We start from the raw sequence: 25,688 nt of genomic DNA on the forward strand, positions 1-25,688 counted from the left end.
ATTCAGATCAACTGAATCGGAAAGCCCCCTCCTCGGAGGGGGCTTTTTGTTGTGCTTTCAGAATTGAGATCCAATCAACCATCAATAGAGAAGAGCCATCTGTGCGTCAGGCTCTGATGGCTAGACATGGGCACTCCCGTGCTCCTCTGATGACCTGCGGCGACATCTTTCGGATCATTATTGCCCTGTTCATTCCCCCTCTGGGCGTCTTCACTCAGGTGGGATTGACGCAGCCCTTTTGGATCAACCTGGTGATCTATCTCTTTGCCGTTGGTGGCCTTGGGTTCCCAGTGTTATTTGGCATGTGGCCAGCCGCTGTGATTCACGCCCTGTTTGTCATCCTGACCCGCAAATAAATCGCGTTTCAGCAATCTGGCTCTGAACAGATTCAGCTACGGCTGAATCTTCTGCTTGAACTGTTGTTTCATCTTCAAGCGCCTGTGGCGGTGCTTGGCTTGTATCCGCTTCGTTGAAGATTTGCTCGAGGTCAACCTCAAGGTCCACTTCATTGCCTTCCACCACGCTCACGTTGATGCGTTGCACCTGCATCTGCAGTTCAAGGCCAGGGAATTGCCCTGAAAGTCTGCTGTTGATCGTGTCTTGAATCTTCTGAACCTGCTTGTAACTCGGTAGCTTGGGGTCGAGTGATCGCACCACCACCAGGAAACTTGGGGCTTGATTTTGTTCCCAGTAGTCAGGCCAGTCGAAGACAACCTTTTCCAGTTCCACGGCGTCGTTGGCGCCAAAGGTCAACGTCTCATTCTCGAGGTAGTAGCGGATCTCCGATTCAATCTGTTTTTGGGCCACCTCCCTATTCAGCCTGTATCGGTATTGCTCATACCTCCCATACAGTTTTTGACCCACCACCACGGCCAAACCCAATGCCAACAGCACGGGTAAGCGTGAGCGGCGGCGGCGCCTGAGTTTGTCGCGAAAGTACGGCTCACGAATCGCCAGCACCGTGATCCCGCCAATCAGAATTCCAAGAAGGTTGGCGGCATAGAGCAGTGCAGGCCCTTGGGCGTTGCTGATGTCTGGCCCGGAGAGCATCAATCCCATCACGCACACCGGTGGCACCAAGGCCACGGCAATCGCTGTGCCGGCCATCGAACTCACGGCACCCGGGTTGACCTTGGCGTAGGTCGCGATGGCACCTGCAGCCAGGGCGATCCCCAAATCAAATGTGTTGGGCTCAAGTCGGGCGACGATCTGTTCTGGCAAGGCCTCGACCACCAGCAAGCCCTGACTGCGTGCGATTAGGCCCAATCCCATCGACAGGATCAAGGTGATCCCTGCTCCGGCGACAAGGGTGATCAGTGATCGTGACAACAGCCTGGCCTGCCCGATCAGAATCGCGAACACCGCCACCCGCAGCGGCAGGATCCACGGCGCCACAACCATGGCACCAATGATCACCGCATTGTTGTCGGCGACCAAACCCAGGCTGGCGATCAGGCTGGCGCCAACCGTCAGAACGATGAAGGACTCGTTCAGTCGTGCTTCGCCGTCGTAACTGCGGCGCAGTTCTTCGAGACGATCTTTGTCTTCGAGAAGCGATTGTTGATCAACAACCACGGCTGGCGTTGGTTCAGCTGCGTCGCCCCACAATTACTGGAGGTGTGCTGGCGTTGCTGCCCGGAAGGGCCGGTACCACCTCCGTTTGCCCATCCCATTTGTCGAGGAAAAGCTTGTAGAGCACCTGATCGTCGAGGCTGCGGTTGAGGGTGTCGTAGCGCAGGGCTTCCTGCTCAGCGATCTTCACTTCGGTCTGGGCGCGGAGCAGTTGCTGCTCTGCGATCTGTTTCTGTTCAATGGCAGCGCGATATTCCTCGGCGATCTGTAGGCCTGTGAGGTCGAGACCGCGCACTTCCACGTAATCAAATTTGTCGAGTTCTTCGGCGACCGTGCGCTCCACCAAGGCGGAGATGTCGTTCCATTCGGTGGCAATGGTGACGAGCTCGTATTGGGAGAAGACCGATTTCAGTGCTTTCAGCAATGACGGCTGAATGATGCGGGGGTAGATCTCGCGATCGTTGCCGGCGATCGTTCTGTAGATCCGTCCGGCTTCGTTGGGGCGAACGGCATATTTCACGGTTGCGGTGGCTTCGATCACCTGGAGGTCTTTGGTGAGGGTGGCAAATTCCTCCGGTTTGACCTGGGTGCGCACATCAAAGGGATACACCGATTGAATGAACGGCACCTTGAGATTGAGGCCCGGGAGTCTCGATCCTCCGCTCACCTTGCCCAAGGTGGTGACCACGGCAACCTTGCCGGCCGGAACGATGAACAGAGCCTGCCCCAACAACAGCAGCGCGCTGAGAACGACGGCAACCACCACGGCGAGGCTATTGGCGGGATCGTTGATCCGTCGTGGGGTTTGCATGATGGGTCGAGATCCTGACTCGATGATGTCGGGTTTGCTCGTGGGCCGTTGGCTCAAGGGCCGGTTCTCCGCCAAACCGACATCATCAGGATCCGAAGGATGCCTAGTTCAACCAAAGCGATTTAAAGGCTCTTGGGTATGAATCGCGCATGCTCATCGAGGTCTCGCGGATGAAGGTGATGCACGCCTTGGATCCGTCGAACACTTTCGCTTTGATCATCATCTGCATGGCGTGCTGAAGCGTTTTTCCTTGTCCCAGGCTGGTGTCGATGATTTTCACCGCTTCGGCCGGTTTACAAGGACCCACTCAAGAGCGCCTGCTGAAGACGGGAGCACGCTCAGAGCAATCGCTGGCAGCAGCAATCCGTTCAGGGCACGCATCTGGTCGAGATCTTGTGTTGCTGCACGGAGCCTATGGCGTGGATCTGAGTCTTGCCTGACAAAGTTGTTGGTTTGATTTCAATGGCCTGGGTCATCAGACCTGAATCAGTCTCTTCAGTTCACTGAGATGAGTCAGATCCGTGAACAAAGTTGTGCAGATGTGGCTTGCCTCTTCTGCATGGACATGCTCGTTGGCCATGTGAGCTCTGCAGACAGGGCTGCCTTGTCGTGGGAGAAGGCATAAAAAAACCTCCGTTAAACGGAGGAATAAGCCAAGTAATCCCCATCACCCGGCTTTTCAATAAGTGTAGTGCTTCTCGTCAAGTTTGTGCAGCTGATCCACCAGATGTGGTGGATTGAGTTTTATAAAACACCGTTTGGCGGCAGCTTATCCACAGGAAGGTGGAAAGCTTTGGCAGCCTGTGTTGTCGCCATTTCTTCAAAAGGCCTGCAATCACTGGTTCGTTCGGGTAGGCTGTGGATATCCCCATCACCCGGCCGCCCACATGAGGCGGCTTTTTTGTGCCTGGGCTGCCAGTGTGGTCCCGTATTCCACAAGCCCTATGACGGTGAACCGGGAGCAGGCCAGGGATGCGCTGGCGACACTTCTCGAGGTTTTCGCGGGGCCGAACTACTCGGGCGCATTGCGTGATGGTGATCTCACCACCCGCCTTGAGCGATGCACGGGCTGGGTGAAGGCTGAAGCCTCTGAGGCGGCATCTTTGATCGAATCATGCGTCCCCCATGGCAAGCCGATGCTTGCTCAGGCTCAGCAACGTCTGGCTGTTCTGGAATCGTTGAAGACCTTGCAGGCGGTTGCTGTCAGCCATTTCGGCCCCCTCGACGATCCCAGCTAAGGCGCGTCAGTCGCGACGCAGCCAAGGCGAAGCATTGCTGAACCAGTCGCCGAGATCATCTTCTGGATGTTCAGGGTCGTCTGGATGACGTCGCCCCAGGTCGAGATCGGCCATCAAGCCGTCGAGGCCTTGTTGTGTGCCTTCCCGTTGAAAGCGTTGCGCTCTGCTCACCCACGTGCTCACGCTGCGATCGCGTTCGGCAAATTTTTGAAGGTAGACGCGTTCCTGGAGTGACACGAACTCGCCCTGCGCTAGGCGGCTGCAGATGTTTTGCAGTTTCAAGCGTGTCGACGTGGTCAGCATGATCGGTTCACCTTTTTCAGGTGATAGGGAGTTCCGTCCCTGCCGTCAGTGGCCCAAGGCACCATTTGTTGCACGGGTGCATGGCCTGGTTTTCATATCCTGACGGGATGGATCATGAGGAAACCCAGAGCCTGACGCCGATTGCATCGGACTCGCCTTGGTTGGAGCGCTGTGGCACCTTGTTGCGTCCGCAGAACGATCCTGCATTGTTCGGTTCAGCGGACGCAGATCTGTATTTCGCTGCAGACGGTCAACCGCGCTTTTACGTGATGCGGATCCGCCGCCGGCCTCCTGTGCTCAAGTCGATGACTCGGCACCATCGCGTGAGTCAGTGTCTGGGATCTGCCGATGCCCAGCCCTGGTGGCTGGCCATGGCCCCTTCCACAGATTCCGGCTGTCCGCCCCCCGCATCCTCGATCGCTCTGATCAAGTTTCAGGCCGGTGAAGCCTTCAAGCTGCATCCGGGAACGTGGCATGCAGGCCCTTTTGTTCAGGAGCCATCAGCGCTCTTTTTCAACCTTGAATTGAGAACGACCAACGAAGACGACCACAATTCGCTCGCATTGGCGCAGCTTTTGCGGTTGAACTTGATTTAATTGCCTCTGGCTGTAACGGGATGAACAGCGCAACTCGGCCTGGGTGCCCTATATTTATTTTGTAGCAACTGCTACAAACGTTCACTTCGCTACACAGCGAAGCGCAGTTCGACTCAGGGCATGGAACGGGGCCTGAGCTTTCTACGAGGAACACCATGAATGCTCTTCAGCTTCTGAAGGAGCGTGAGCTGCGCGTGCAGCTCCGCAACAACTCCAAAAAGGCCGTGGCTCGAGGATCTGAATCCGGCGACTACACCTCTGCACATCTCTCTCCCGTCAAGCTGGCGAAGAGGAAGGTTGCTCCAACTCAGTTGAAATACCGAGGTGTGACCTATGAGGCCATGCGTGCCAATTGGCTCTGACTCCTGTTTCACTCAAGAGATGAAGCCCCACTTCGGTGGGGCTTTTTGTTTGGATGGACTGATCGTGCGTGCAAGTCGACAGTGGCCTTTGATGTTGCGACCACCGGGTCAATGTCGTATCTGGATGTAAGGGATCAACTGCCATCGATTGACCCAGAAAATCTTTCGCCGCAGGACGTTCTAACCATTCTCCTGTATCTGTTCCAGCAGCAGCCCGGGTTCGTTAACCGTGGCCATGAGGTCAACAATAAAGAGACAGCTTGGGTGAATGGCTTTCTCTTTCGTCTTCAAAATGACGCCTCAGCTGAGCGTCTTTCTATTGAGGAAGTTGGTTCAAGTGTCGACAAAATCTCGGCTTTGCGCTGATTACAACAGCTGATCAAGCGATCCCAACGAGTTTCTGTTGATCCTGCACAGAATGTGCGTGCTCCTCGAGCCTTTGTTCAGTTCGAGTCAGGCGCATGTTTGCGGTTCAAGAGCTAACAGTTGATGGTTGGTCCAATCGTGCCGAACACGCTTCCAAAGACAATGCCTTCTGGCATGCCCGTGCCTGTAGTGATGCTGATGGGCACACGTATCGCCTGATCAGCGAAGAAAAGCACGTTGTCTGCCTGCTCACCAGTCGTGGGTCTGAGTGCTGGGAGCTCGACTGATCTGCTGCTCTGCTCCCCCTGTTCAGGCATGATCGGTGGATGACCGACGACACGCAGCAAACCCATCCGCTTTACGCCATTGATCGCGACCAGATCGATGCTGTGTTGGGTCATGAAGGCGAACCAGGCCCGCAGCAGTTGACAACGATTGCAGCGTTATTTTCGCGATATGCGGATTTTCCTGGCTCTGAAGATATTCGTGATGATCTGCAGAAATGTCTCACGCTATGGGGACTTTCGCGCGATGAGTTGAATCTCAAGACGCGTGAAATCTGGGACAGTGGCTGGCGGCCTGGGCAGGATCCTGTGGCTGAAGGTGTTGGTTCTGGGGCCGATGTGGAGGATGCAGACGCTTGATGCTTGCTGGAATGGCTCTTCCCTTAACTATCTAAACGTGAGCCCCAGATGAGATCGGGTGGCTCCTGTTTCATGGGTGATCAGCCAAAGAGGAAGGCCGCCCTTCCCGGTGGAAAGACGGCCTAACTCGCTCGTTTGTGCATCGTTCAACCCATCACTTCAGCTAGGGAAAGAAAGGGTCGAAGCGTCTGGCTCGAGGCGCCCTGGGGCCATGGGCTCGAGGTGTTGGGTCGTTTTCTCCGAGGGCACCTGAGACGGTGCAAGTGGAGCGTCGATTGGCGTGGCGGACCATTGCGTGCCCACCAAAGGACCAACCCAGGTCATTCTTGAGACTGTTGGAGCAGGGGCCAGAAAGTCAGTCTGCTTCTTCGGTCTGCTGGGGTGGAGTGTCGTCCATCATGGGCTCCTCCGATCTCGATGCCCATAGTTTTGTGCCTTCTGGGCACAAAGTCATCAGCATTAAGGCGCATTGCCTTAAGGGCCTGAACGATCGATTGTTGGGAAGGCGTGCCTTTCAGTTGGTTTCAAGCCTCGGGCTGGTTGTCGACGCCCCTTGATGCCCGCTCTTCCGCTGTGAGGTATTCCTCGATGAGGGGGGAGTGTTCACCCTGCTGAACGGCGCTGATCTCCCGTTCGATGTTCTGAATGAACAGCTCGTTCCCGTTCCGCTTGGCCACCGCAAGCACACGCTCGAGGCGCTCGAGTTCCACCTGCTGCTCGTTATTCATGCCATGGAACGTCAGTTATTCCCCACGCTGGCAGAGTTGGATCAAGAACGCCGAACAAGCTGGCCTGACTTGTTGCTGAGCTCGATGGGTTGTGCTCTGAGGCTGAGGTCAAATCTCGCCTAAGCAGCCTCTGATTCGGCCTCCTCATGCAGAGCCTTGAGCTGATCGAGCTCAACCATCAGGTATTGAATTTCAAGCCAGTCCGTCGAGAGGTCAATGGCGGTTTCCAGGCGGTCAATCTGACGCTTGAGAAGCTCCGGCATTCCGCCATCTGGCTGCATGGCTCCCATGTAACCGCGCATAACGCTGGATGCAAGACGATTGCTGACGACGATTGAGGGAAGGGCTTGCAGCGATCTATCCCGCCGTGTTTGCCCTCACAGACAAACTGTTTGGCCTGTGGGAATGTTCGTTGGCTTCAACACCTTCCATGACCTTTTTGATGCACTGGTCGTTCAAGACCGGCTACCACGAAATCGCTGCTAAGAAGTTCCTTGCAACGGGTGCGCCTTTCCCTGAGTGCAAGTCCTGGAAGCGTTGGCACGCACCGGGCTCTGTTGAGGGCTGGATTCTCGTGGAGGCAGACAACGCCGATGCCTGTTACGAGCACGCCGCGGAGTGGGCCGAGTGCCTCGACTGGGAGGTCACCCCAGTGCTGTCAGATGAGCAAGCTGGCCCCCTCATCGCCAAGGCCTACAGCTGATTGTTTGATCTGATCGGTGCCCCTCATGCTCCGGGGGGCTCCACAACCCGTTTGAACCCTTCCGAAACGTATTCGTTGGAGTGGCTTCGTCTTAGACGCCCCCTGATGGATTCGAACCATCGACCGACTGCTTAGAAGGCAGTTGCTCTATCCAGCTGAGCTAAGGGAGCAAGCGCCCACATCTTGGCAGGCTGCTTCGAGGCAGGCTGGATTTGGAAGCCTTGCGCCAACTAAGGTGATGGACTCTTGATCGGCATCCATGGCCCCGCGTCGTCTCAGCGACAGCGAGAAGCAGGATCTGGTCGGTCGTTACAAGGCCGGCGAGTCAACATCAGCTTTGGCTGAGGCCTTTGGCTGCAGCCCTAACACCGTGAGTCGCACGGTGAAAGCACTGTTGCCAGCTGATGCTTATGCCGCGCTGAAGGCCAGCAGGCAAAAAGGACTGGCGACTCCTCCTCCGCCAACCGTCACTCAGGCGGAAGAACCAGAGGCTGACTCCCTCAAGGAAGACGACAGCAGCCTGGCCCTGGATGATGCCGATGACTTCGGCGAAGACTCTGAGGAGGAGCTCGCCGAAGACGATGACAACGGCAGCGTTGAAACGTTCACGGAGCTTGTTCCCCTGCTTGGCGTGGGAAATCTCAGTGATCGCCCAATGAATCAAGCCCAACCGTTCAGTGTCGACCTGCTGCCGGACAGCGCCTACATGCTCGTCGACAAGGTGGTCGAGCTGGATGCGCGCCCCCTCAAGGAGTTCCCCGAGTTGGGCCTCCTCGACGATGCCGAGCAGGACCGGCAGGGGTTGTGCCTGTTTGCCAGCCCCCGTGCAGCCAAGCGCCAGTGCGGGCGTAGTCAGCGGGTGATCAAGGTTCCCGATACGGCTGTGTTTCAGCGCACCAGCAGTTACCTGTTGGCCCGGGGTATTACACGACTGGTGCTGGACGGAACCTTGATTGCGCTGGATGCCTGAGCACCGCCGCTGATTGCTCTTACCTGATTGCTCTTAATCGAAGCGATCGCGTTGATCGGGAAGCAAAACGGCCGTTGCGGTTCCGCCGCTGATCACCCCGATCACCATCGCAATCCCCACGAGAAAACCCGTGGGAAGAGGCACTGAGCGCTGCCCCCCGAGTTGGAGCGTGTGGCGATCCTGAAGGTTCTGGGCTCCAAGGCAGAGCAGCAGCAGCAGCAGTAGGCCACCGCCAAAGCTGATCAGCAGAAGACGCAGGCGAATCAACACAGCACAACCGTCGACGGGCTCAGTTTGACGTGCCCTGGTGCAAGAGGGCATACAGGCGTCGTCTGGACAGCCCTGTGGTCTGGGCCAGTTGCCGTGCAGCATCACTGGCGCTTGCACCCTCGTCCTGCAACACCTGCAGCTGCCTGAGCAGGTCGTCGTCGTTGGGTTCTTCCAAGTCCTGCGATGGTGCTCCCCCCAGCACAACCGTGCACTCTCCCTGGGGTGGGTGCTGCTGAAAGTGCAGCAGGGCGCCATCCACCGTTGGCCCCACCTGCTCTTCATGGCGTTTGGTCAGTTCCCGTGCCACCTGCAGAGGACGCTCTCCTCCGCAGTGGTGCTGGAGTTCCTCAAGCAACGTGATCAGGCGGTGCGGCGCTTCGTACAGCACCGTTGTGCGGGGTTCATGGCTGATGGCTTCGAGGCGGGCCCGCCGTTCCTTGCCTTTGGCCGGCAGAAATCCTTCGAAGCAGAAGCGTCCACTGGGCAGGCCACTGCTCACCAGAGCAGTGGTGCCGGCGCAGGGGCCAGGGATGCAGATCACGGGATGGCCGGCCTGGTGCGCTGCAGCCACCAGCTCTTCACCGGGGTCGCTGATGCCCGGCAGCCCGGCATCACTGATCACCGCCAGGCTTTGACCCTCCGCCAGCAGATCCAGCAGTTGGGGCACGCGGGTGCGGGTGTTGTGCTGATGAAAGGACAGCTTGCGACCGCCCGCTCCAAGGCTGCTGAGCAGCTGTCCGCTGTGCCGGGTGTCCTCACAGGCGATCACATCCACGCTGCGGAGCAAGTCACGGGCTCGTGGCGACAGGTCCCCCAGATGACCAATGGGGGTGCCCACCAGATAAAGGCTGCCGCCGCTTGGTTCATCCCGTTGCATCACAATGGCGAGCGCCTCTGTTGATCATGATGCCCAGCTCTGCCGTCCTCCCCGCTGGCGTGAACCAGGAGGCTCTGTTGATGGAACTGCGTCGCCTGAGTTGGGGTGCCGCCGACATCCTGCGGGCCTATGCCCGCGGCGAGCAGCCTCCGCATGGTTTCCCCAAGGCTTTGAGTGTCGATGAAGGCGGAGAGGGCCCCGTCTCTGCAGCTGATCTGGCCGTGAACAAGTGGTTGCTGGATGGACTGTCGGCCGCGTTCCCCCAGGCCGACTGGACGCTGCTCAGCGAGGAGACCGCCAAGGAGCAGCTCACGGAAGGCCAACCGCTGCCGGCGGAGTGGCTGTGGATTCTCGATCCCCTGGATGGCACCAAGGATTTCCTGCAGGGCACAGGCGAATACGCCGTTCATCTGGCCCTGGTGCGCGACAAGCGGCCGGTGATCGGCGTTGTGCTTCTGCCGGAAGCCGATGAACTCTGGATCGGCATCGTTGGTGAGGGTGCCTGGTGTGAAGACCGTCAGGGTGAGCGGTCGCCTGTTCGCTTCAGCGACAGAACCGAGGTTTCAGATCTGATCCTGGTGGCCAGCCGCAGCCACCGCGACGACCGTTTGGTCAAGCTCATTGATGCCCTCAATCTCGGCGGTTCCAAAGCCGTGGGCAGCGTTGGCTTCAAGGTGGCCACGATCCTGAGAGGCGAAACCGACCTCTACGTTTCCCTCTCCGGCAAGAGCGCTCCCAAGGATTGGGACATGGCTGCTCCGGAGGCGGTGCTGCTCGCGGCCGGTGGTCGTTTCACCCATGCCGATCAGGCCGATCTCACGTACAACACCGGCGACGTGCGACAGGCCGGCTGTCTGATCGCCAGCCATGGAAAAGCCCACGCCGAGCTCGGAGAGCGTGCGACGCGGGCCATGGCCGAGATCGATCCCGGCTTTCAGGTCTGAGACCTAATCAGCTGAGCGGTGCCACCGGGGTGGGCTGAGGCTCCACTTCGGCAGCATCGCCGGCCTGGGGCACTCCCCGCAGGGTGAGGTTGATGCGGCCGCGGTTGTCGATTTCGCGCACCCGCACGGTCACCTCGTCGCCCACCTTCACCACGTCTTCGACCTTCTCGACGCGAGCTTCGGAGAGCTGCGAGATATGGATCATGCCTTCCTTGCCAGGGAGGATCTCCACGAAGGCGCCGATCGGGATGATCCGGGTGATCGAACCGGAGAACACCTCACCCTCGTTCACCTTGCGGGTCAGGCCTTCGATGATCTTCTGGGCTTCTTCAGCCGCAGCACCATCGTGGGAAGCGATGGTCACGATGCCGCCGTCCTCGATGTCGATCTTGGTGTTGGTGCGCTCGGTGATGCCCTTGATCGTGCGTCCACCGGGGCCAATCACGGTGCCGATCAGCTCTGGATCAATCCGGAAGCTGAGCAGACGTGGGGCATGGGGGGACAGGTTGTCCCGAGGGGTGTCGATCGCCTCGAGCATCTTCTCGAGGATGTGGAGCCGTGCCGGACGTGCCTGGTTGACGGCTTCAGCCACCGTCTTCACCGAGAGGCCGGTGATCTTCATGTCCATCTGCAGGGCGGTGATGCCCTTCTCGCTGCCGGCCACCTTGAAGTCCATGTCGCCGAGGAAGTCCTCGATGCCCTGGATGTCGGTGAGGATTCGCACCTCATCGCCCTCTTTGATCAGACCCATGGCAGCGCCACTCACCGGAGCCTTCAGCGGCACACCGGCATCCATCAGAGACAGGGTGCTGCCGCAGACGGAACCCATCGAGGTGGAGCCATTGGAGCTGAGCACTTCGCTCACCACACGCACCACATAGGGGAAGGTGTCCTTCTCAGGAAGCACCGGAAGAATGGCACGTTCGGCCAGGGCGCCATGGCCTATCTCACGACGACCGGGGGAGCGCATCGGCCGCGTTTCACCGACGGAGTAGGGAGGGAAGTTGTAGTGGTGCAGGTACAGCTTCTCGGTGTTGGGATGGAGGTCGTCCATCTCCTGGGCATCGCTGGGGGTGCCCAGGGTTGCGGTGGAGAGCACCTGGGTGAGTCCGCGCTGGAACAGACCCGAACCATGTACCCGGCGCGGCAGGACGCCGGCCATGGCGCTGATCTGGCGAACCTCGTCGAGGCCGCGTCCATCCACACGCTTGCCGTCCTTGAGAATCTGCTGGCGCATCAACTTCTTGGTCAGCGCCTTGAAGCTGTTGCCGAGCAGTTTCGGGCTGTTTGCCAGGGCTTGGCGAACGGCATGGTCTTCCTTCAGACCTGCGATGGTCTCGGACACCTCGCCCTTCACGGTTTCCAGGGCTGTGTCCCGCTCGTCCTTGCTCTGATCAAATTTGCTGAGGACAGCACTGATCGCTTTGGTGCACTGCTTCTCCAAATAGGCAGGAACGGTGCTGTCTTCGTCCGGCTTCTCCGGCTTCACCTGGGTGATGCCCAGATCCTTCAGCAGCTGTTCCTGAGCCTTGATCAGTTCGCAGATCGCTTCGTAGCCGAAATCAATCGCTTCGATCACGTCTTGCTCGGGCAGCTGATTGGCGCCGGCCTCAACCATCACCACGCCGTCAGGGGTGCCGGCGACCACCAGGTCCAGATCACCCCGCTCGATCTCCCGGTAACTCGGGTTAAGCACGAAGTCGTCACCGAGCAGACCCACCCGCACGGCGGCCATCGGGCCGTTGAAGGGGATGCCTGCAAGAAGCGTGGCAATCGATGCGCCCGTCACCGCCAGAACATCGGCGGGGACCCGCTCATCAAGGGACAGGCAGGTGGCCACCACCTGCAGGTCGTCGCGCAGCCAGCTGGGGAACAGTGGCCGCATCGGGCGGTCAATTAGTCGGGCCGTGAGCGTGGCCCGTTCGGGGGGGCGGCTCTCACGACGCATGTAGCTGCCGGGAATGCGGCCAGCTGCATAAAGCCGCTCCTCGTAATCGCAGATCAGCGGCAGGAAATCAATGCCTTCTCGTCCGCCTGAACGGGTTGCGGTCACAAGCACGGCGGTGTCGCCACACTCCACCAAGACGGATCCTCCCGCCTGAGGGGCGAAGCGCCCGGTGGTCAGCCGAATCTCGCGTCCGTCAAAGGAGATCGACTGGGTTTGTCCTTGCACGACGTCTTATGTCCTTTTGTCAATCCCAAGTCTGACATTTCATGGCTGCTCTTCACAAGAAAGGGGAGGCCAAGCCTCCCCCTCACGACGCCATGGCGACAAGCTGATCACCAGCTGGACTTGACCACGCCGGGGAGTTCACCTTTGTGGGCGCGCTCACGCAGCTGGTTACGGCAGAGACCGAAATCGCGATAGACGCCGCGGGGCTTACCGGTGGCCCAGCAGCGGTTGCGCACACGGATGCGTGCGCTGTTGCGGGGCAGAGCCTGAATCTTGCGATGGATCTCCAGGCGATCCATCGGATCTTCGGCTGCGTTGAAGGCTGCCATCAGTGCTGCGCGCTTGGCCGCATAGCGCTCAACCGTTTTCTTGCGCTTCACATCGCGAGCGATCATCGACTTCTTGGCCATGCAGCTGAGGGCAGCGAGTGAACGAATCGTCAACGATACATGGGCGCCATCACCCTCCTAGCGACCCATCAATTGCTGGACCACCGGCAGCTGGCTGGTGTCACGCACGATCAGCACAAGCGTGAGCCCCACCAACAGAAGAAAACCGGATTGCACGAAGGCCATTTGGATCCGTTCGGACACCGGCCGCCCCCGAACGGATTGGATCGCCAGCATCATCATCTGCCAGCCATCGAGAAGCGGCAGCGGCAGTGAATTGAGCACCGCCAGATTGATGGAGATCAGGGCTGAGAAGAGCACCAACCCGGATCCCCCCTGCTGGCTGAGTTGAGCCCCCATCTCAACGATCTTGACGGGGCCACTCACCTGCCCCGCCGTGGCGCGGAAGTTGGTCAGGAGGCCGGCATAGCCACGCACGGTTTGCTGCAGCATTTGGCTGAATTGCGAACCGGTGGTGAGCACCAGTTCACCGGGATTGCGCACGGGGCGCATCTCACCACTGATGTTGGCCTGCAGCTGGGCGCCGATTTTTCCTGTGCCCTGTTGATCGTCGGGGATGAGTTCAAGGGTGGACGTCTCGTCTCCCCGCTTTCGCTCCACACGGATGGCTCGCTCGGGTGCTGCTTTCACATCCCGAACCATCGCTTCAACGCCCCGTTGTCCTGCCGCAAGGGGTTGGGCATTCAGGCTGAGGATCTGGTCACCGGCACGAAGCCCGGAGCGGGCGGCAGCGCCACCCGCTTGCACCTGCACCACCAGAACCCCCGGATCCGGCGCGGCGGGAACGCCGACAAACGCTGCCTGAGCGAACAGCACCACCAGTGCCAAGGCCAGGTTGGCCAACACCCCCGCAGCCACCACCAGGGCTTGCTGGTGAATGGGCCGGTTGCGCAGCAGATCCGGATCATCAGCCGGGATCGTGCTCTCCTCATCGTCGTCAGGGAAGGCGACGAAACCACCCAGGGGAAGCAGCCGCAGGGCGTAGGTCACCCCACGCCGTTGCCGCTTGATCAGGGCCGGGCCAAAGCCAATGGAAAAACCGCTGACGCGGATGCCCTGGAGCGTGGCAGCGAGGAAATGGCCGGCCTCATGCACCACGATCAGCAGGGCGAGCACCAGAAGGGCGGCCAACACGTTCATATGTCCGTCAGGAGTCCAGTCGGGTCATTCTGGCTGGAGTCGCTCGCGGCCGACGTAGGGCACCAGCGCTTTGGGCAGCAGGACGCTGCCGTCGGGCTGTTGGCCGTTCTCCAACAGGGCCGCCATGGTTCTGCCGACGGCCAGGCCACTGCCGTTCAGGGTGTGAACCAACTTTGTGGCCTTGCCCTCCTTGGTGCGAATGGAGGACCGTCGCGCCTGGAAATCGCCACAGACGCTGCAACTGGAGATTTCCCGGTAAGCCCCTGCTCCCGGCAGCCAAACCTCGAGGTCGTAGGTTCGGCGGGCGGAAAAGCCGAGGTCGGCGGTGCAGAGGTCTAAAACCCGATAGGGCAGCTCCAGCGCCTGAAGCACGGCCTCTGCATCGGCCGTGATCTGTTGGTGCGCCTCTTCGGAGTGATCGGGGTGCACAAACCAGTACAGCTCCACCTTGTTGAATTGGTGCAGGCGGATCAGGCCACGGGTGTCGCGGCCGTAGCTGCCGGCCTCACGGCGGAAGCAGGGGCTGTAGGCGGCGTAGCGCAGGGGCAGTTGATCTGCCGGGATGATTTCGTCCCGGTGCAGGGAGGTCACGGGCACCTCAGCGGTCGGTGTCAGCCAGAGGTCGTCCTCCGCGCAACGGAAGCTTTCCTCAGCGAACTTGGGCAGTTGTCCTGATCCGGTGAGGCTGGCGCTGTTCACCAGCACAGGGGGCAGCACCTCGCGGTAGCCCTTGCTCGTGTGGAGGTCGAGCATGAAATTGATCAGGCCACGCTCCAGCCGTGCCCCCTGGCCCATCAGCGTGACAAAACGGCTCTGCGCAATGCGGACGGAGCGTTCGGTGTCGAACAGCTGCAACCGCTCAGCGATCTGCCAGTGCTCGTCGAGGTTGTCATCAACCCGGGGGGTACCCCAGCGGCGCACTTCAACGTTGTCGTCTTCGCTGCGTCCATCAGGGCAGGCCTCTGAGGGGAGGTTGGGGAACCCCAGCAGCTGCTGCTTGAGCTCACTGGAGAGCTGCTTCTCTTCCTCCTCCAGCACCGCCACCTTCTGCTTGATGGCATTGCCCTGTTGGCGGAGTTCGGCGACCTCGTCGCCCTTGGGATCAGCGCCCGACTTGATGCGTTGGCCGACTTCCTTGCCGATCCGGTTTCCTTCCGCCTGCAGGTTGCTGCGTTGTTGCTCCAGATCGCGCTGCTGCTGGGCAATCAACTGCAGTTTGGTGAGATCAACAGCCTTACCTCGACGCCCCAGTTGCTGGGCGATCGTTTCGGGGTTGTCACGCACAAGGCGCTGATCGAGCACGGTTTCAGGGGCGTCAGCGCCGGCAGCCTATGGCAGTCCGTTTCAGAGCACCTGGCCGACCATCACCGCCGCGATGCCCGAGAACAGGGTGATTCCGAGGGCGGTGAGGGGGCTTTGCCCCTGGGCGACGGCCATGGTCGTGATCACACCGGCACCAAGGCAGGCCACGCAGAGCTGAGTGGCGATGTCGTTGCGGCTCTCCACGTTGGTCCTGCTGTTGTTGGGACCGTAGGGAGCGCGCCGGCCAGCGCCTTACTCAAGGCGGGTGTTCGTTACGCCGCGTCAGGCTTCGTTACCTGCAGCAACAGAGGCGGGGCGGGCACGGCCGCCGTCAGCCCACTGTTTCAGCCGCTCGAGTTGTTCGCTGGCGGTGCGGGAGAGGGGGATGAGCTGGGAGGCCGCTCCAATCAGATCAGGCTCCGTCAACTCACGGTTGTCGGCAAAGGCCAGGTGCATCGCTTCGATCACTGTCTGCTCCAGCTCGGCACCTGAGAAGCCCTCACTGCGGCTTACCACCGTCTCCAGGGGAAGCTTCAGCCCCGGTCGTCTCCGTTCCAGATGCAGCTCAAGAATGCTGCGGCGCTCATCGCTGCTGGGCAGATCGAGCATGAAGATCTCATCGAAACGTCCCTTGCGCAGCAGCTCCGGTGGCAGCTTCTCAACGCCGTTGGCGGTGGCCACCACGAACACCGGTGACTGTTTCTCCGCCATCCAGGTGAGCACGTTGGCCAGAACCCGCTGGGTTGTGCCGCCGTCACTGCGGCCATCCCCTCCGAAGCCCTTGTCGATCTCATCGATCCAGAGCACGCAGGGTGCCATGGCTTCAGCCCGTTGGATCATCTCGCGGGTGCGTGCCTCGCTGGCCCCCACCAGACCCGCGAACAGCCGCCCCACATCCAGCCGCAACAGGGGCATCGACCAACTGCAGGCAATGGCCTTGGCCGTGAGGGATTTGCCGGTGCCTTGAGGACCCACGAGCAGGACTCCACGGGGCAGAGGCAGTCCGAAACGCCGTGCATCTTCCGAGAAGGCCCGGTGCCGTTGGTTCAGCCAGGTCTTGAGACCATCGAGGCCTCCGATGGCTTCGGTGCCCGCATCGCTGCGACAGAACTCCAGCACCTCACTGCGGGCAATCGTCTGGCGTTTTTCGTCCAGAACGTCCTGCAGATCCTCAGATCCCAACTGGCCGCGGCGGGCCAGGGCCCGGGCGGCCACCTGGCGAACACGCATCTCGCTGAGCCCGCTGCAGGCCTGAGCCAATTCATCCAGGACAGGAGCTGGCAGTGGGCTGCCGCTGCTGGTGCCGATGCTGCTGATCAGCCGACGCAGGTCGTCGCTGTCGGGAAGGGGGAGATCGAGAAGCGTGAGGCTTTCTTCCAGATCGCCAGGGGGTGTCCATTGCCCGCAGCACAACACCAGGGTGTGCGGGGTGCTGCGCAGGGATGCTTCGAGATTGCGCAGCATCCGGGCAACGCCAGGGTCATCGCAGAAACGATGAAAATCCTTGGCGAGCAGAAGGGTTGGGCTGTCCGCATCCCGTTGCTGAAGCCACTGCAGCATGGCCATCGGTTGACGGCTCCCCTGGCCATCGGCATTCACCGGCCCGCTGATGCCATCGATGAAATTCCAGCAGACCAGCTGGCGTGCAAGCCGCTGAGCAGCCTCTCCCAGCAGGCTCTCCACCCGGGCTTCCTCATTGCTCCGCACCCAGATCAGGGGTGTGCGCGCCCGCACCAGAAGGTCGATCTGATGTCCCCAGGTGGCACTGCTCATGGCTGATCGATCTGCTGCTGAAGCTGCTGCAGGGCCTGCCAGCGGGGATCCACAGCCTTTGTCTTGGTGTCTGGGATTACGGGCTGCTGTTGGAGGCCGGGTGGGCCTGGGCAGTGGTCACCGCAGTGGTTGACGACCGGCAACAGCAGGTTGAGTTGTTCGAAGGCCCATTGCTGGGGGTCAAATTGACCGCGTGGATCGAGAACATCCACCAGCCCTTCCATCTCGGCCACCTCTCCGGAAAGCTCAAGCTCGTCGGCCGTCGGTTGCTCGTCTCCCAGCCAGATCAGCTCGGAAGGCGTGCAGCTGAGCTTCTGATTGAACTGATTCAGGCAGCGATCGCAGCAGAGCGTGACGATCGTGTTGAGTCTCCCCTCAACCGCCAAGACGTTGCCGCGGTGCTCTGCGGAAACATGGCCTCGCACTGGTGTGAGTGAGGGGAGCTCATCGAGCTCACCCTCAACCTCCCAGACTTTCGCGGTGCCGAGGGCCCGGAGCTCCTGGAGGGGAACAGGCTCCAGTGCCTCGATCACTTGCCCTTCGGTTCAAAGGGCAGGCGTGAGCCGCCTGAGGTGGCAGAGACCGTCACTGTTTTCTGGGCCATTTGCTGATCCAGAATTTTCTGCAGGTTGTCGGGCAGTGCCTCTTTGGTGAGGATGAAGGTCTGCAGGCCTTGGAAGATGTTGGCGATCAGCATGTAGAGCAGAACGCCAGCGGGGAGTGGGAAGAACAAGAACATCCCCGTGATCATCACCGGAGTGATTTTGTTGGCCGTGGCCTGCTGAGGGTTGGCGGGCATGCCCATGCCCGACAGCAGTTGGGAGATGAACAGGGTGATGCCGAAGCCGGCAACGAGAATGGCGATGTCCCAGTTGATGGCACCGTCGGCATAGAAGCCGACCTGGCCCAGGGCTTTGATGAACAGGAAGCCGCTACGGGCTGCCAGGCCCGGAATCTTCGCTTCAACGGTGGCGTCACCGGAGGCGAGTGCCGTGATCGTGCCGTCCTCGCTGACGCTGACGATGTCATCACCTTTGGTCACTGCCCATGTGGGGGAGAAGCGTCCAGGGTTCTCAACATCCGTGAGCACGTCGCTGAAGGCGCGACCGTCCTTCGTATGCAGGTTCACGGTGGCGCTGTCGCCAACGCCGATCTTGGTGCCCCGCGGCAGGCTGGCGATCACCGGCACGTGGTCGGTTTCACCGATGAAGATGGAATGGCTGGCGCTGTTGAACGGTTTGGGTTCAACGGCAGCGATCTGGTCGGCCGGCAACACCTTCATGTTCAAGGTGTAAGGGACATCGGCGAACGGTGACCCCCGCAGGGTTGCAAACAGTGCAAACAGGATCGGCATCTGCACAAGCAGCGGCAGGCATCCCGCCAGGGGGCTGCCGAATTCCTTCATCACATTGCCCAGCTCCTCCTGCTGTTTCTGAGGATTGTTGGCATACCGGCTTTTGATCTCAGCCTGACGTTTCTGAATCACCGGTTGGGCGATGCGCATGCGCCGAGCGCTGCGAATCGATCCTGCGCTCAAGGGGTAGAGCGCGATCCGGATCACGAGGGTGAGGGCGACGATGGCCAGGCCATAGCTCGGAACCAACCCGTAGAAGAAGTCCAGGATTGGAATCAGCAGGTTGTCGGAGATGTATCCGATCACGTTGAAGAAACGGGGGGGCGGGACGTTGTGAGGCCAGTGTGCATGAACAGCTGCACCTAGGCGGCGAAACCTTCAGTGGTTTTCTCTTGGGCTTTGGTTGCACGGCTGCTGATGCTTTCGAGGATGTAGGCCTCAACTTCCCGGAATCGGGGCATCGAGCGCAGTTCGAGCCTGGCGCCGTCCTTGAGCACCAACACCATGTCTCCCCAGGCACCGAAGCCCCGGGGCACGGTGCGCACTTCGCTGATCTGTGAATACACCACCTGGGTTTTGTCTTTGCCCATCCAGCCCCCCGTCACCGAGATGCGGCGACTGGTGATGCGGAAGCGCAACCAAAGGGCCCGAACAACGGCTCCGATGGTGAAGGGAAGACCGATCAGCGTGAAGCCAAGCAGGATGTTGAAGATCAGATCCCCGCGTGCTGGTCCACCGTCGTAATGGACATCTTCCTGAATGCTGGTCATGGATCCAGTCCGGCGCTTCTCAGAAGACTGTCGCATTCTTCGAGCAACTGTGTGGGTTCGGCTTCTGCGGCTTCCGGGCGAAGGCTGATCAGCAACCATCGGCCCGCCAGATCGTTTCGTTGTTCAAAACGTCGACGCAGGTGGTCATGCAGAAGCCGCCTGAGCCGGTTCCGCTTGACGGAACGCTTGCTCACTTTGTTGCTGATCACCAAGGCGCAGCGGCAGGTTCTTTCCTGGATGCCCCGCAACTCCCGGCGAAGCAAGTTGGAATCACCTGCAGCGACTCGCAGAACCATCAAGGTTCCGTGTTGGCGCTTGGAGGACCGGTGCAAACGGTTGAAGCATCGATGCCCGCGCAATCGCATGGAGGCGGGAAGGACCATCAACCAATCCTGTTTGGGGATGCCGAGGCTGGGGTGAATCCTCTGAATTCACCCCACACCATCAAGCGGCGAGGCGGGCGCGGCCGCGCTTGCGGCGCGTGCGGATCACACGACGGCCGGTGTGGGAGCGCATCCGTACACGGAAACCCGAGACGCGCTTCCTCTTGCGGTTTGTTCCCCCGAGGGTGCGCTTGGTCATGGACGTCTCCTGGCTACCGGCCGATCTGAATCTGGGATTTTATCAGTCAGTCCACATCGATCAGCCAGCTGCCGCGGTAGCCGGACATCGGCACATCGCCGGGGGCCTGCACCAGAGCGTTGAACTGATACATGCGCTTCCCCTGGGGGTTGAACAGCTTGATGTGAAGGGAGTAGTCCCCGTCTGAAGGCAGCGGCGTGTCGGGGAAGACCACGATTTCTGTTTGGTCTTTGTTGACCTCGATCACTGCCGGGATCTCTTCGAGACACTTGCTTCGGCTCATCATGCTGCCAACGCTGGTGCGGCAAATGCGCATGCGGTGGGGCTTTAGCTTGGAGTCGAAGTAGTCCGGAACGGTGACGGTCAGTTTGAGAATCGCGGTCTTGCGGTCCTTTTCGCGCAGGGTGAGATACCACTCCGAGCGGTCGTTTTCGATGCTGGAGGTTTGGTAGTAGTACAGCTTCCGGTAGTCGCGGTCGTTGTCCCAGCGGAATTCCATCAGCCCCGGTGTGCCCTGGGCGTGGGCGATCTGCTCGGGAGTTCCGGTGAGTGCTGAGCCCATCAACAGAGCTGCAGCAGTGCCGGCTCCAGCAAGTAAGCGTCTGATGGTGGAACGGGCCATGGGAAGAATCTTGATGATGGGATTCTCCTGAGTCCAACCAGTGGGCGGTGATCTCAGGGGTCGGAGGCTGATCTGTCAGTTGTGACCAGATCTGTCTGGACGGAGCCGCTGCGCGTCGCCCTGATAGGGATGCACGGGTTGCTGGACCTGTGGGATCCAGGCGTGGGCCAGAACACGGATGCAGCGTGGGAGGTCGCCTTGAACAGCCATTTGCTGACAGTCCAGCAGGGCCACGGTGTCCCAGCCGGGCCGCCGTCGTGCAATGGCCGCCGGGAAACAGGCGTCGAGATCGGCGGTGACCGAGAAGGTCACCGACACCAGCTGGTCGGGGGTCAGACCATTGCGATCGACAAGGGCGTCCATCAGGGCGCTGACCGCCGCATGGATGGCCTCTGTGCTGTTCTCCGTGCAGGTGGTGGCCCCGCGCAGGCCTCTCAGAACAAGGGGTGAGCTGGTCATGGGCGGTACAGCCAAAGCACCTGACCGCTCCCCATCAATTCAATCGAGAGTCGCTGCTGCAGTTGATGCAGGAGCTGGGACCCAGGCAGCAAGCCACTGAGCTTGCGGCGTTGCTTGCCCAGGGTGACGGGGCGAATGTCGTCTGCGTCGAGATCGGCCAGCTGCGCCGCGAGGCGACGGGCATGGTCTTCGTCGCCGAGTTCATCCACCAAGCCCAGCGCCTGTGCCTGTTCTCCGCTGAACACCCGTCCATCGGCGAAGCGCTTCACCGTTTCCAGCTCAAGGTTTCGCCCCTGCGCCACAACACCAACGAACTGGCCATAGCTGCTATCGATCAGCTCCTGAAGCAAGGCACGTTCGGCATCGCTCAGCGGACGATCCGGGGAAAGGATGTCCTTGAACGGGCCGCTCTTCACCGTGTCGAAGCGAATCCCGATCTTTTCGAACACCCGCGAGAGGTCGTTGCCCCGCAGGATCACCCCGATGGAACCGGTGATCGTGCCGGGATTGGCGACGATTTTTTCCGCAGCCACACCGATGTAGACGCCGCCGGAGGCGGAGATGTTGCCGAAGCTGGCCACCACGCGACAGCCCTGTTCCCGGAGCCGCAGCAGGGCTGCATGAATTTCCTGGCTGTCTCCAACCGTGCCGCCGGGGCTGTCAATGCGCAGCAGCAGTGCTGGAAATTCCCTTTGCTTCACCTCCCGCAGCGCCTTGAGCACCCGCTTCCGCGTGGCACCGGTGATGGGGCCATCAACAACGATGCGCGCCATCCGTCGTCGGGATTTTCGCCGCCAGGGCCAGATCATGTTGCGCATCTGCATCGCTCCAGATCTTAAAAAGAGCACTCAAGCGCCCTTCCATGCCGTCGTTGCGACTCTGGTTTCTGATGGTGCTGCCCTTCGCGCTCTGGGGAACGGCGATGACCGCCATGGCGCCATTGCTCGCCAGCGCAGGGCCTTGGCTGGTTGCTGGCTTGCGCCTTGTGCCCGCTGGTTTGGCTCTTCTGCTCTGGGGGCAGTGCACCGGCCGAGGCCTGGCGATCGATTCCCGTGATCGGCCTTGGTTCCTCCTGTTCACGCTGGTGGATGCCACCTTGTTTCAAGGCCTGTTGGCGCGTGGGTTGGAGGGCACAGGCGCGGGTCTCGGTTCCGTCCTGATTGATTGCCAACCTCTGTTGGTGGCCCTCATGGCACGCGCCTTGTTCATGGAGTCGATCAATCCCATCGGCTGGATGGGGCTGGCCATCGGTTTGGCTGGAATCGTCTGCATCGGCCTGCCTGCTGAGCTGTTGGGACATTGGTGGTTGCTGGCTGACCCGCCGGTGGTGCAGCAGTTGTTTCAGCCCGGTGAGGGCTGGATGTTGTTGGCGGCCGTCGCCATGGCAGCTGGGACGGTGTTGATCCGCTTTGCCTCACGCCACAGCGATCCGGTCAGCGTCACGGCCTGGCACATGGTGCTGGGGGGACTTCCCTTGCTCGGGGTTCATGCCCTGCAGCGCACGGATGCCGGCTTGGCCTGGACGGCAACGGACTGGGCGCGCATGGGGTACGCAAGTTTGCTCGGAAGCGCCCTGGCCTATGGATTGTTCTTCTGGTTCGCCAATCAGCGCGATCTCACCAGTTTCAGCAGCCTCGGATTTCTTACCCCTGTGTTTGCCTTGGCCACCGGTGGGTGGTTGCTGGGAGAGCGCCTTGATCTGCTCCAGTGGATCGGTGTTGTGATGGTGCTCGTGTCGGTGATCTTTGTGAGTCAACGTCGCCGGTTTTGGGAGCCACTGCCGCTTGCGGACCCCTCCTCATGACGGTGTCGCCGCTTCACCTCGTCATCGTCAACACGCCCATCGGGGCCCTCGGCAGTGGCGAGGGTGGAGGTGTGGAGCTCACCCTCCGATCCTTGGTGCAGGGGTTGGTGCGGCGTGGCCACAGGGTCACGGTTGTGGCCGCCAAGGGCTCCACGCTCCCCGCCGACTGCGGCGGAGTTGAGTTGCTGGAGGTGGAGGGTGTGAACCAGCCCAGCTGGCAGCACGCCGCCGAGCATGCGCCGGTCGAAATTCCCCGCAACGGTCTCCTGCCGGCTCTCTGGGAAGCCGCGCTCGATGTGGGTCAGTCCGCTGACGCCGTGATCAACGGTGGCTACGACTGGCTGCCGCTGTGGCTGACGCAACGGGTCAGCGCCAGGCTCTTTCATCTCGTGAGCATGGGGGATGTGGCTGCGGTGATGCGCGATGTGATCGAAGCCGTCGCCGCCTGGGATTCCCGTCGCCTTGCTTTTCACACCCACCGCCAGGCCGCTGATTTCCGGCTGCCTTCTCCGCCCAGTGTTGTGGGCAACGGATTTGATCTCAGCAACTACACCTTCCAAGGGCAGACCAATGGCCCCCTGGGTTGGGCAGGCCGCATCGCTCCGGAAAAGGGGCTGGAGGATGCTGCTGCTGCCGCTGCGGCCCTGGGTGAACAGCTTCTGGTTTGGGGGCTGCGTGAGGACGACGCCTATGCGCGGCAGGTGGAGTCGAGTGTTCCCAAGGACACGATCGACTGGCGTGGATTTCGATCGACCCAGGAGCTGCAGCAGGAGATGGGCCACTGCCGCGCTCTGATCAACACACCGAAATGGAATGAGGCCTACGGCAATGTTGTGGTTGAAGCCCTGGCTTGTGGTGTTCCGGTCGTCGCCTATGACCGTGGTGGACCGGGGGAGCTGATCTGGTCCGGTCGCACAGGCTGGTTGGTGCCGCCCGACGATGTCGCTGCCCTCACGGAGGCTCTTCGGCGCGTCGACAGCATCGAGCGCTCCCTCTGCCGCAGCTGGGCTGAAGAACATGCCTCCTGTGAGGTCTTCAGTCAGCGTGTTGAATCGTGGGTTCGAACAGGACTCACGGCGGATGTCAGCATCAACCGCAGGAGCTGAGGGTCCCTTGTCGGTCAATGTTTCAGGACGCCAGCGACGCCAGGTTCTGGCACTTGTGCTGACCCTGGGACTCGTCATCACGTTTTGGCGCCTGGGATCCACCGGCGTTGTGGATGAGACTCCGCCGTTGTTTGCCGCAGCCGGACGGGCCATGGCTGACACCGGCGACTGGCTGACGCCTCGGGTGAACGGCTTGCCCCGTTACGACAAACCGCCTCTGGTGTACTGGCTGATGGGGTTCGGTTATGCCTGGCCCGGACGCGAGGTTTGGGATCCTCTCGGCAGTTGGGCGGCACGGCTTCCTTCCGCCCTGGCCACGCTCGGGCTGATGCTTGGCCTCGCCGATACGGTGCTGCGCTGGCCGTTCCTCGGCGATGCCCGGCCGCGTTTGACGGCACTGATCGCACCACTGGCTTTTGCCTTCTCGCCGCTGGTGCTCGTCTGGAGCCGCACCGCGGTGAGTGATGCCCTGCTGTGTGGCCTGCTGGGTCTCAGCCTGTTGCTGCAGTGGAGGCGTTTTGCCGCCCCCCAAGAGGTGGCCTGGTGGCCAGCCTGGGTGATCCTCGGATTCGCCGTGCTGGCCAAGGGGCCTGTTGCGGTGGTGCTGACTGGTCTCGCTCTGCTGATGTTCGGAGCGTTGCGACGGGATCTCGTTCAACCCTGGCGGCGGCTGCGTCCGCTGCCCGGGTTGCTGCTCACCGCTCTGATCAGCCTTCCCTGGTACGTCCTGGAGTTGCTGGTGGAAGGACAGCCCTTCTGGGACAGCTTTTTCGGCTACCACAACCTTCAACGCTTCACCTCCGTGGTGAACGACCACCTGCAGCCCTGGTGGTTTTTCGGCCCGGTAATGCTCGTGGCTGCCCTGCCCTTCACGCCCTACCTGCTGATTGGGCTAGCGCGGGTGCCCCGATCGCGGATCGCTCCGGAGCATTCGTTGCATCAATTCGCAGCGTGCTGGCTGTTGGCGGTGCTGCTTCTGTTCACCACCGCAGCCACCAAGCTCCCCAGCTATTGGTTGCCCGCCACTCCCGCGGCGGCCCTGTTGGTGGCCCAAGCCACGGTGGGCTCATCGCGCTGGCAACGGATGGCTTGGGGAACTTCCCTGGCCTTGATCGCCATCCTGGCCGCTGGGTTCTGGTTGGGATCGCTCTGGGTTCCCTTGATCGAGGATCCGGAGATGCCGACGCTTTCGGTGGATTTGCTCGCCAGCGGTTTGTTGAAGTGGGCTGCGATCTGGTTCAGCGCTGCAGCCGTGCTTGGAGCTGGTCTGTTGCTTCAGCATCATGCTGCCGCTCAGGCCTTGCTGGCCATGCAGGGCTGTCTGCTCGGATTTCATCTCACGGCTCTGGTTCCCATCGCCGAACTCGCCGATCGTCTGCGTCAGCAACCGGTGCGTGATGCGGCCTCACTGATGTTGTCGCAGCAGCGCAGTGGAGAGCCCTTGGTCATGGTTGGCGCCATGAAGCCTTCGCTGCACTTCTACACAGGTCAGGTGATCCTTTACGAAGGTCAATCCGATGGGGCGTTGGTCAACATTGCGGATCGCCTGGCCCACGAACAGCGACGCGGCTGGAGTGGATATCCCCTCGGGAGCCCAGCTGCATCCAGAACCGTGCTGGTGCTGATCGATCGCGGCACGGCAGAACGGGATCATTGGAGCGACCTGCAGCCTGAGCTGCTGGGACAGATCGGGATCTACGACGTGTGGCGCCTGGACCGCAGTCGCCTTGAGCGACGGGCACAAACCCTGAAGGCCGATGGCGTCGATGCCGACTGGCAGGAGCCGCGCCCAGAGCGGTATTGAGTTGT

At 60.8% G+C, this 25,688-nt stretch carries 34 protein-coding genes and 1 tRNA gene; 12 read left to right on the forward strand and 23 right to left on the reverse strand.

Annotated features, from left to right (window positions below; all coding sequences use genetic code 11):
* Positions 1–356, forward strand: a 356-nt coding sequence (locus tag DXY35_RS13110; protein WP_244272979.1) for a YqaE/Pmp3 family membrane protein, incomplete at its 5' end; no start/stop codon positions are given.
* Here the strand turns inward: DXY35_RS13110 and DXY35_RS06500 are convergent.
* From DXY35_RS06500 to DXY35_RS13115, 3 genes are all read right to left on the reverse strand, one after another.
* Entirely contained in the window at positions 337–1,575 is a 1,239-nt protein-coding gene (locus DXY35_RS06500; protein ID WP_244272981.1) for a DUF389 domain-containing protein, read from the reverse strand. The genes DXY35_RS13110 and DXY35_RS06500 overlap by 20 nt on opposite strands.
* A 13-nt stretch (positions 1,576–1,588) precedes the next feature.
* Complete coding sequence (locus DXY35_RS06505) at positions 1,589–2,383, reverse strand: prohibitin family protein (protein WP_115081715.1); 795 nt, start codon at positions 2,381–2,383, stop codon at positions 1,589–1,591.
* Positions 2,384–2,486: 103 nt separating this feature from the next.
* Positions 2,487–2,663 (reverse strand): hypothetical protein, encoded by a 177-nt coding sequence (locus DXY35_RS13115; protein WP_244272982.1) that lies wholly within the window; start codon positions 2,661–2,663, stop codon positions 2,487–2,489.
* Positions 2,664–3,327: 664 nt separating this feature from the next.
* Here DXY35_RS13115 and DXY35_RS06515 point away from each other — a divergent pair.
* The gene (locus DXY35_RS06515; protein WP_115081636.1) at positions 3,328–3,621 is read left to right on the forward strand and encodes a hypothetical protein; all 294 of its coding nucleotides are present in this window, start codon (positions 3,328–3,330) and stop codon (positions 3,619–3,621) included.
* 6 nt (positions 3,622–3,627) lie between these two features.
* Here DXY35_RS06515 and DXY35_RS06520 read toward each other — a convergent pair whose 3' ends face one another.
* Positions 3,628–3,924, reverse strand: a complete 297-nt coding sequence (locus DXY35_RS06520) for a hypothetical protein (protein WP_115010336.1) — start codon at positions 3,922–3,924, stop codon at positions 3,628–3,630.
* Positions 3,925–4,031: 107 nt separating this feature from the next.
* On the opposite strand from DXY35_RS06520, the gene DXY35_RS06525 reads away from it, so the two are divergent.
* The 4 genes from DXY35_RS06525 to DXY35_RS06545 all read left to right on the forward strand — a co-directional run bounded on the left by DXY35_RS06525 (position 4,032) and on the right by DXY35_RS06545 (position 5,892).
* Positions 4,032–4,520, forward strand: coding sequence for a hypothetical protein (locus tag DXY35_RS06525; RefSeq protein WP_244272983.1), 489 nt, complete (start codon positions 4,032–4,034; stop codon positions 4,518–4,520).
* A 155-nt stretch (positions 4,521–4,675) separates the two neighbouring features.
* Positions 4,676–4,882 (forward strand): hypothetical protein, encoded by a 207-nt coding sequence (locus tag DXY35_RS06530; RefSeq protein ID WP_115081638.1) that lies wholly within the window; start codon positions 4,676–4,678, stop codon positions 4,880–4,882.
* An 81-nt stretch (positions 4,883–4,963) separates the two neighbouring features.
* Positions 4,964–5,248, forward strand: coding sequence for a hypothetical protein (locus tag DXY35_RS06535; protein ID WP_115081639.1), 285 nt, complete (start codon positions 4,964–4,966; stop codon positions 5,246–5,248).
* 326 nt (positions 5,249–5,574) lie between these two features.
* Positions 5,575–5,892 carry a DUF3288 family protein gene (locus tag DXY35_RS06545; protein WP_115081641.1) on the forward strand — a complete coding sequence of 106 codons (318 nt, stop codon included), beginning with the start codon at positions 5,575–5,577 and terminating at the stop codon, positions 5,890–5,892.
* Positions 5,893–6,416: 524 nt separating this feature from the next.
* On the opposite strand, the gene DXY35_RS06555 is transcribed toward DXY35_RS06545, so the two are convergent.
* Positions 6,417–6,620: a hypothetical protein gene (locus tag DXY35_RS06555; protein ID WP_115081642.1), complete on the reverse strand. Its 204-nt coding sequence runs from the start codon at positions 6,618–6,620 to the stop codon at positions 6,417–6,419.
* A gap of 119 nt (positions 6,621–6,739) precedes the next feature.
* Positions 6,740–6,922 (reverse strand): hypothetical protein, encoded by a 183-nt coding sequence (locus tag DXY35_RS06560; protein WP_115081643.1) that lies wholly within the window; start codon positions 6,920–6,922, stop codon positions 6,740–6,742.
* A 128-nt stretch (positions 6,923–7,050) separates the two neighbouring features.
* On the opposite strand from DXY35_RS06560, the gene DXY35_RS06565 reads away from it, so the two are divergent.
* Positions 7,051–7,323 carry a DUF3303 domain-containing protein gene (locus DXY35_RS06565; protein WP_114988194.1) on the forward strand — a complete coding sequence of 91 codons (273 nt, stop codon included), beginning with the start codon at positions 7,051–7,053 and terminating at the stop codon, positions 7,321–7,323.
* A 96-nt stretch (positions 7,324–7,419) separates the two neighbouring features.
* Here DXY35_RS06565 and DXY35_RS06570 read toward each other — a convergent pair.
* Positions 7,420–7,493: transfer RNA gene (locus DXY35_RS06570), tRNA-Arg, on the reverse strand.
* Positions 7,494–7,582: 89 nt separating this feature from the next.
* Here DXY35_RS06570 and DXY35_RS06575 point away from each other — a divergent pair.
* The gene (locus DXY35_RS06575; protein WP_115081644.1) at positions 7,583–8,293 is read left to right on the forward strand and encodes a helix-turn-helix domain-containing protein; all 711 of its coding nucleotides are present in this window, start codon (positions 7,583–7,585) and stop codon (positions 8,291–8,293) included.
* 33 nt (positions 8,294–8,326) lie between these two features.
* Here DXY35_RS06575 and DXY35_RS06580 read toward each other — a convergent pair whose 3' ends face one another.
* Positions 8,327–8,563 (reverse strand): hypothetical protein, encoded by a 237-nt coding sequence (locus tag DXY35_RS06580; RefSeq protein ID WP_115081645.1) that lies wholly within the window; start codon positions 8,561–8,563, stop codon positions 8,327–8,329.
* 19 nt (positions 8,564–8,582) lie between these two features.
* On the reverse strand, positions 8,583–9,440 hold the full coding sequence (gene rsmI / locus DXY35_RS06585; protein WP_115081646.1) for a 16S rRNA (cytidine(1402)-2'-O)-methyltransferase: 858 nt from the start codon (positions 9,438–9,440) through the stop codon (positions 8,583–8,585).
* 26 nt (positions 9,441–9,466) lie between these two features.
* Here rsmI and DXY35_RS06590 point away from each other — a divergent pair, with 26 nt between their 5' ends.
* Positions 9,467–10,384 carry a 3'(2'),5'-bisphosphate nucleotidase CysQ gene (locus tag DXY35_RS06590; protein WP_115081716.1) on the forward strand — a complete coding sequence of 306 codons (918 nt, stop codon included), beginning with the start codon at positions 9,467–9,469 and terminating at the stop codon, positions 10,382–10,384.
* 7 nt (positions 10,385–10,391) lie between these two features.
* On the opposite strand, the gene DXY35_RS06595 is transcribed toward DXY35_RS06590, so the two are convergent.
* The 14 genes from DXY35_RS06595 to sppA all read right to left on the reverse strand — a co-directional run bounded on the left by DXY35_RS06595 (position 10,392) and on the right by sppA (position 21,778).
* A complete protein-coding gene (locus tag DXY35_RS06595) occupies positions 10,392–12,557 on the reverse strand; it encodes a polyribonucleotide nucleotidyltransferase (RefSeq protein WP_115081647.1) in 2,166 nt (721 codons plus the stop codon).
* A gap of 107 nt (positions 12,558–12,664) precedes the next feature.
* Positions 12,665–12,967 (reverse strand): 30S ribosomal protein S14, encoded by a 303-nt coding sequence (gene rpsN / locus DXY35_RS06600; RefSeq protein WP_011363576.1) that lies wholly within the window; start codon positions 12,965–12,967, stop codon positions 12,665–12,667.
* Between the two features lie 57 nt (positions 12,968–13,024).
* Positions 13,025–14,107 (reverse strand): RIP metalloprotease RseP, encoded by a 1,083-nt coding sequence (gene rseP / locus DXY35_RS06605; RefSeq protein WP_115081648.1) that lies wholly within the window; start codon positions 14,105–14,107, stop codon positions 13,025–13,027.
* A gap of 24 nt (positions 14,108–14,131) precedes the next feature.
* On the reverse strand, positions 14,132–15,409 hold the full coding sequence (gene serS, locus DXY35_RS06610; RefSeq protein WP_115081649.1) for a serine--tRNA ligase: 1,278 nt from the start codon (positions 15,407–15,409) through the stop codon (positions 14,132–14,134).
* 42 nt (positions 15,410–15,451) lie between these two features.
* A complete protein-coding gene (locus DXY35_RS12660) occupies positions 15,452–15,613 on the reverse strand; it encodes a hypothetical protein (protein ID WP_006852120.1) in 162 nt (53 codons plus the stop codon).
* Between the two features lie 78 nt (positions 15,614–15,691).
* Positions 15,692–17,182 carry an AAA family ATPase gene (locus DXY35_RS06615; RefSeq protein ID WP_115081650.1) on the reverse strand — a complete coding sequence of 497 codons (1,491 nt, stop codon included), beginning with the start codon at positions 17,180–17,182 and terminating at the stop codon, positions 15,692–15,694.
* Positions 17,179–17,715 (reverse strand): DUF177 domain-containing protein, encoded by a 537-nt coding sequence (locus DXY35_RS06620; RefSeq protein ID WP_115010347.1) that lies wholly within the window; start codon positions 17,713–17,715, stop codon positions 17,179–17,181. The genes DXY35_RS06615 and DXY35_RS06620 overlap by 4 nt, the downstream gene beginning before the upstream one ends.
* Entirely contained in the window at positions 17,712–18,842 is a 1,131-nt protein-coding gene (gene yidC / locus DXY35_RS06625) for a membrane protein insertase YidC (protein WP_114988224.1), read from the reverse strand. Before yidC ends, DXY35_RS06620 begins: the two co-directional genes overlap by 4 nt.
* 56 nt (positions 18,843–18,898) lie before the next feature.
* Complete coding sequence (locus DXY35_RS06630; RefSeq protein WP_115081651.1) at positions 18,899–19,306, reverse strand: PH domain-containing protein; 408 nt, start codon at positions 19,304–19,306, stop codon at positions 18,899–18,901.
* Positions 19,303–19,689, reverse strand: a complete 387-nt coding sequence (locus tag DXY35_RS06635) for a ribonuclease P protein component (protein WP_011363583.1) — start codon at positions 19,687–19,689, stop codon at positions 19,303–19,305. Before DXY35_RS06635 ends, DXY35_RS06630 begins: the two co-directional genes overlap by 4 nt.
* Before the next feature lie 61 nt (positions 19,690–19,750).
* Entirely contained in the window at positions 19,751–19,888 is a 138-nt protein-coding gene (gene rpmH, locus DXY35_RS06640; RefSeq protein WP_011363584.1) for a 50S ribosomal protein L34, read from the reverse strand.
* Between the two features lie 46 nt (positions 19,889–19,934).
* Positions 19,935–20,510 (reverse strand): DUF2808 domain-containing protein, encoded by a 576-nt coding sequence (locus DXY35_RS06645; RefSeq protein ID WP_115081652.1) that lies wholly within the window; start codon positions 20,508–20,510, stop codon positions 19,935–19,937.
* A gap of 75 nt (positions 20,511–20,585) precedes the next feature.
* Positions 20,586–20,969: a chorismate mutase gene (gene aroH / locus DXY35_RS06650; RefSeq protein WP_115081653.1), complete on the reverse strand. Its 384-nt coding sequence runs from the start codon at positions 20,967–20,969 to the stop codon at positions 20,586–20,588.
* On the reverse strand, positions 20,966–21,778 hold the full coding sequence (sppA, locus tag DXY35_RS06655; RefSeq protein WP_115010417.1) for a signal peptide peptidase SppA: 813 nt from the start codon (positions 21,776–21,778) through the stop codon (positions 20,966–20,968). Before sppA ends, aroH begins: the two co-directional genes overlap by 4 nt.
* Positions 21,779–21,831: 53 nt before the next feature.
* Between sppA and DXY35_RS06660 the strand changes: the two genes are divergently transcribed.
* From DXY35_RS06660 to DXY35_RS06670, 3 genes are read left to right on the forward strand one after another with little or no spacing between them, the layout of a single operon-like run.
* Positions 21,832–22,773 (forward strand): DMT family transporter, encoded by a 942-nt coding sequence (locus DXY35_RS06660; protein ID WP_115081654.1) that lies wholly within the window; start codon positions 21,832–21,834, stop codon positions 22,771–22,773.
* The gene (locus DXY35_RS06665) at positions 22,770–23,879 is read left to right on the forward strand and encodes a glycosyltransferase (RefSeq protein WP_115081655.1); all 1,110 of its coding nucleotides are present in this window, start codon (positions 22,770–22,772) and stop codon (positions 23,877–23,879) included. Before DXY35_RS06660 ends, DXY35_RS06665 begins: the two co-directional genes overlap by 4 nt.
* The gene (locus DXY35_RS06670) at positions 23,854–25,683 is read left to right on the forward strand and encodes a glycosyltransferase family 39 protein (protein ID WP_115081656.1); all 1,830 of its coding nucleotides are present in this window, start codon (positions 23,854–23,856) and stop codon (positions 25,681–25,683) included. The genes DXY35_RS06665 and DXY35_RS06670 overlap by 26 nt, the downstream gene beginning before the upstream one ends.
* Positions 25,684–25,688 lie beyond the last annotated feature (5 nt).

It is taken from the genome of Synechococcus sp. N32, assembly GCF_900473895.1.
Lineage (GTDB): Bacteria > Cyanobacteriota > Cyanobacteriia > PCC-6307 > Cyanobiaceae > Parasynechococcus.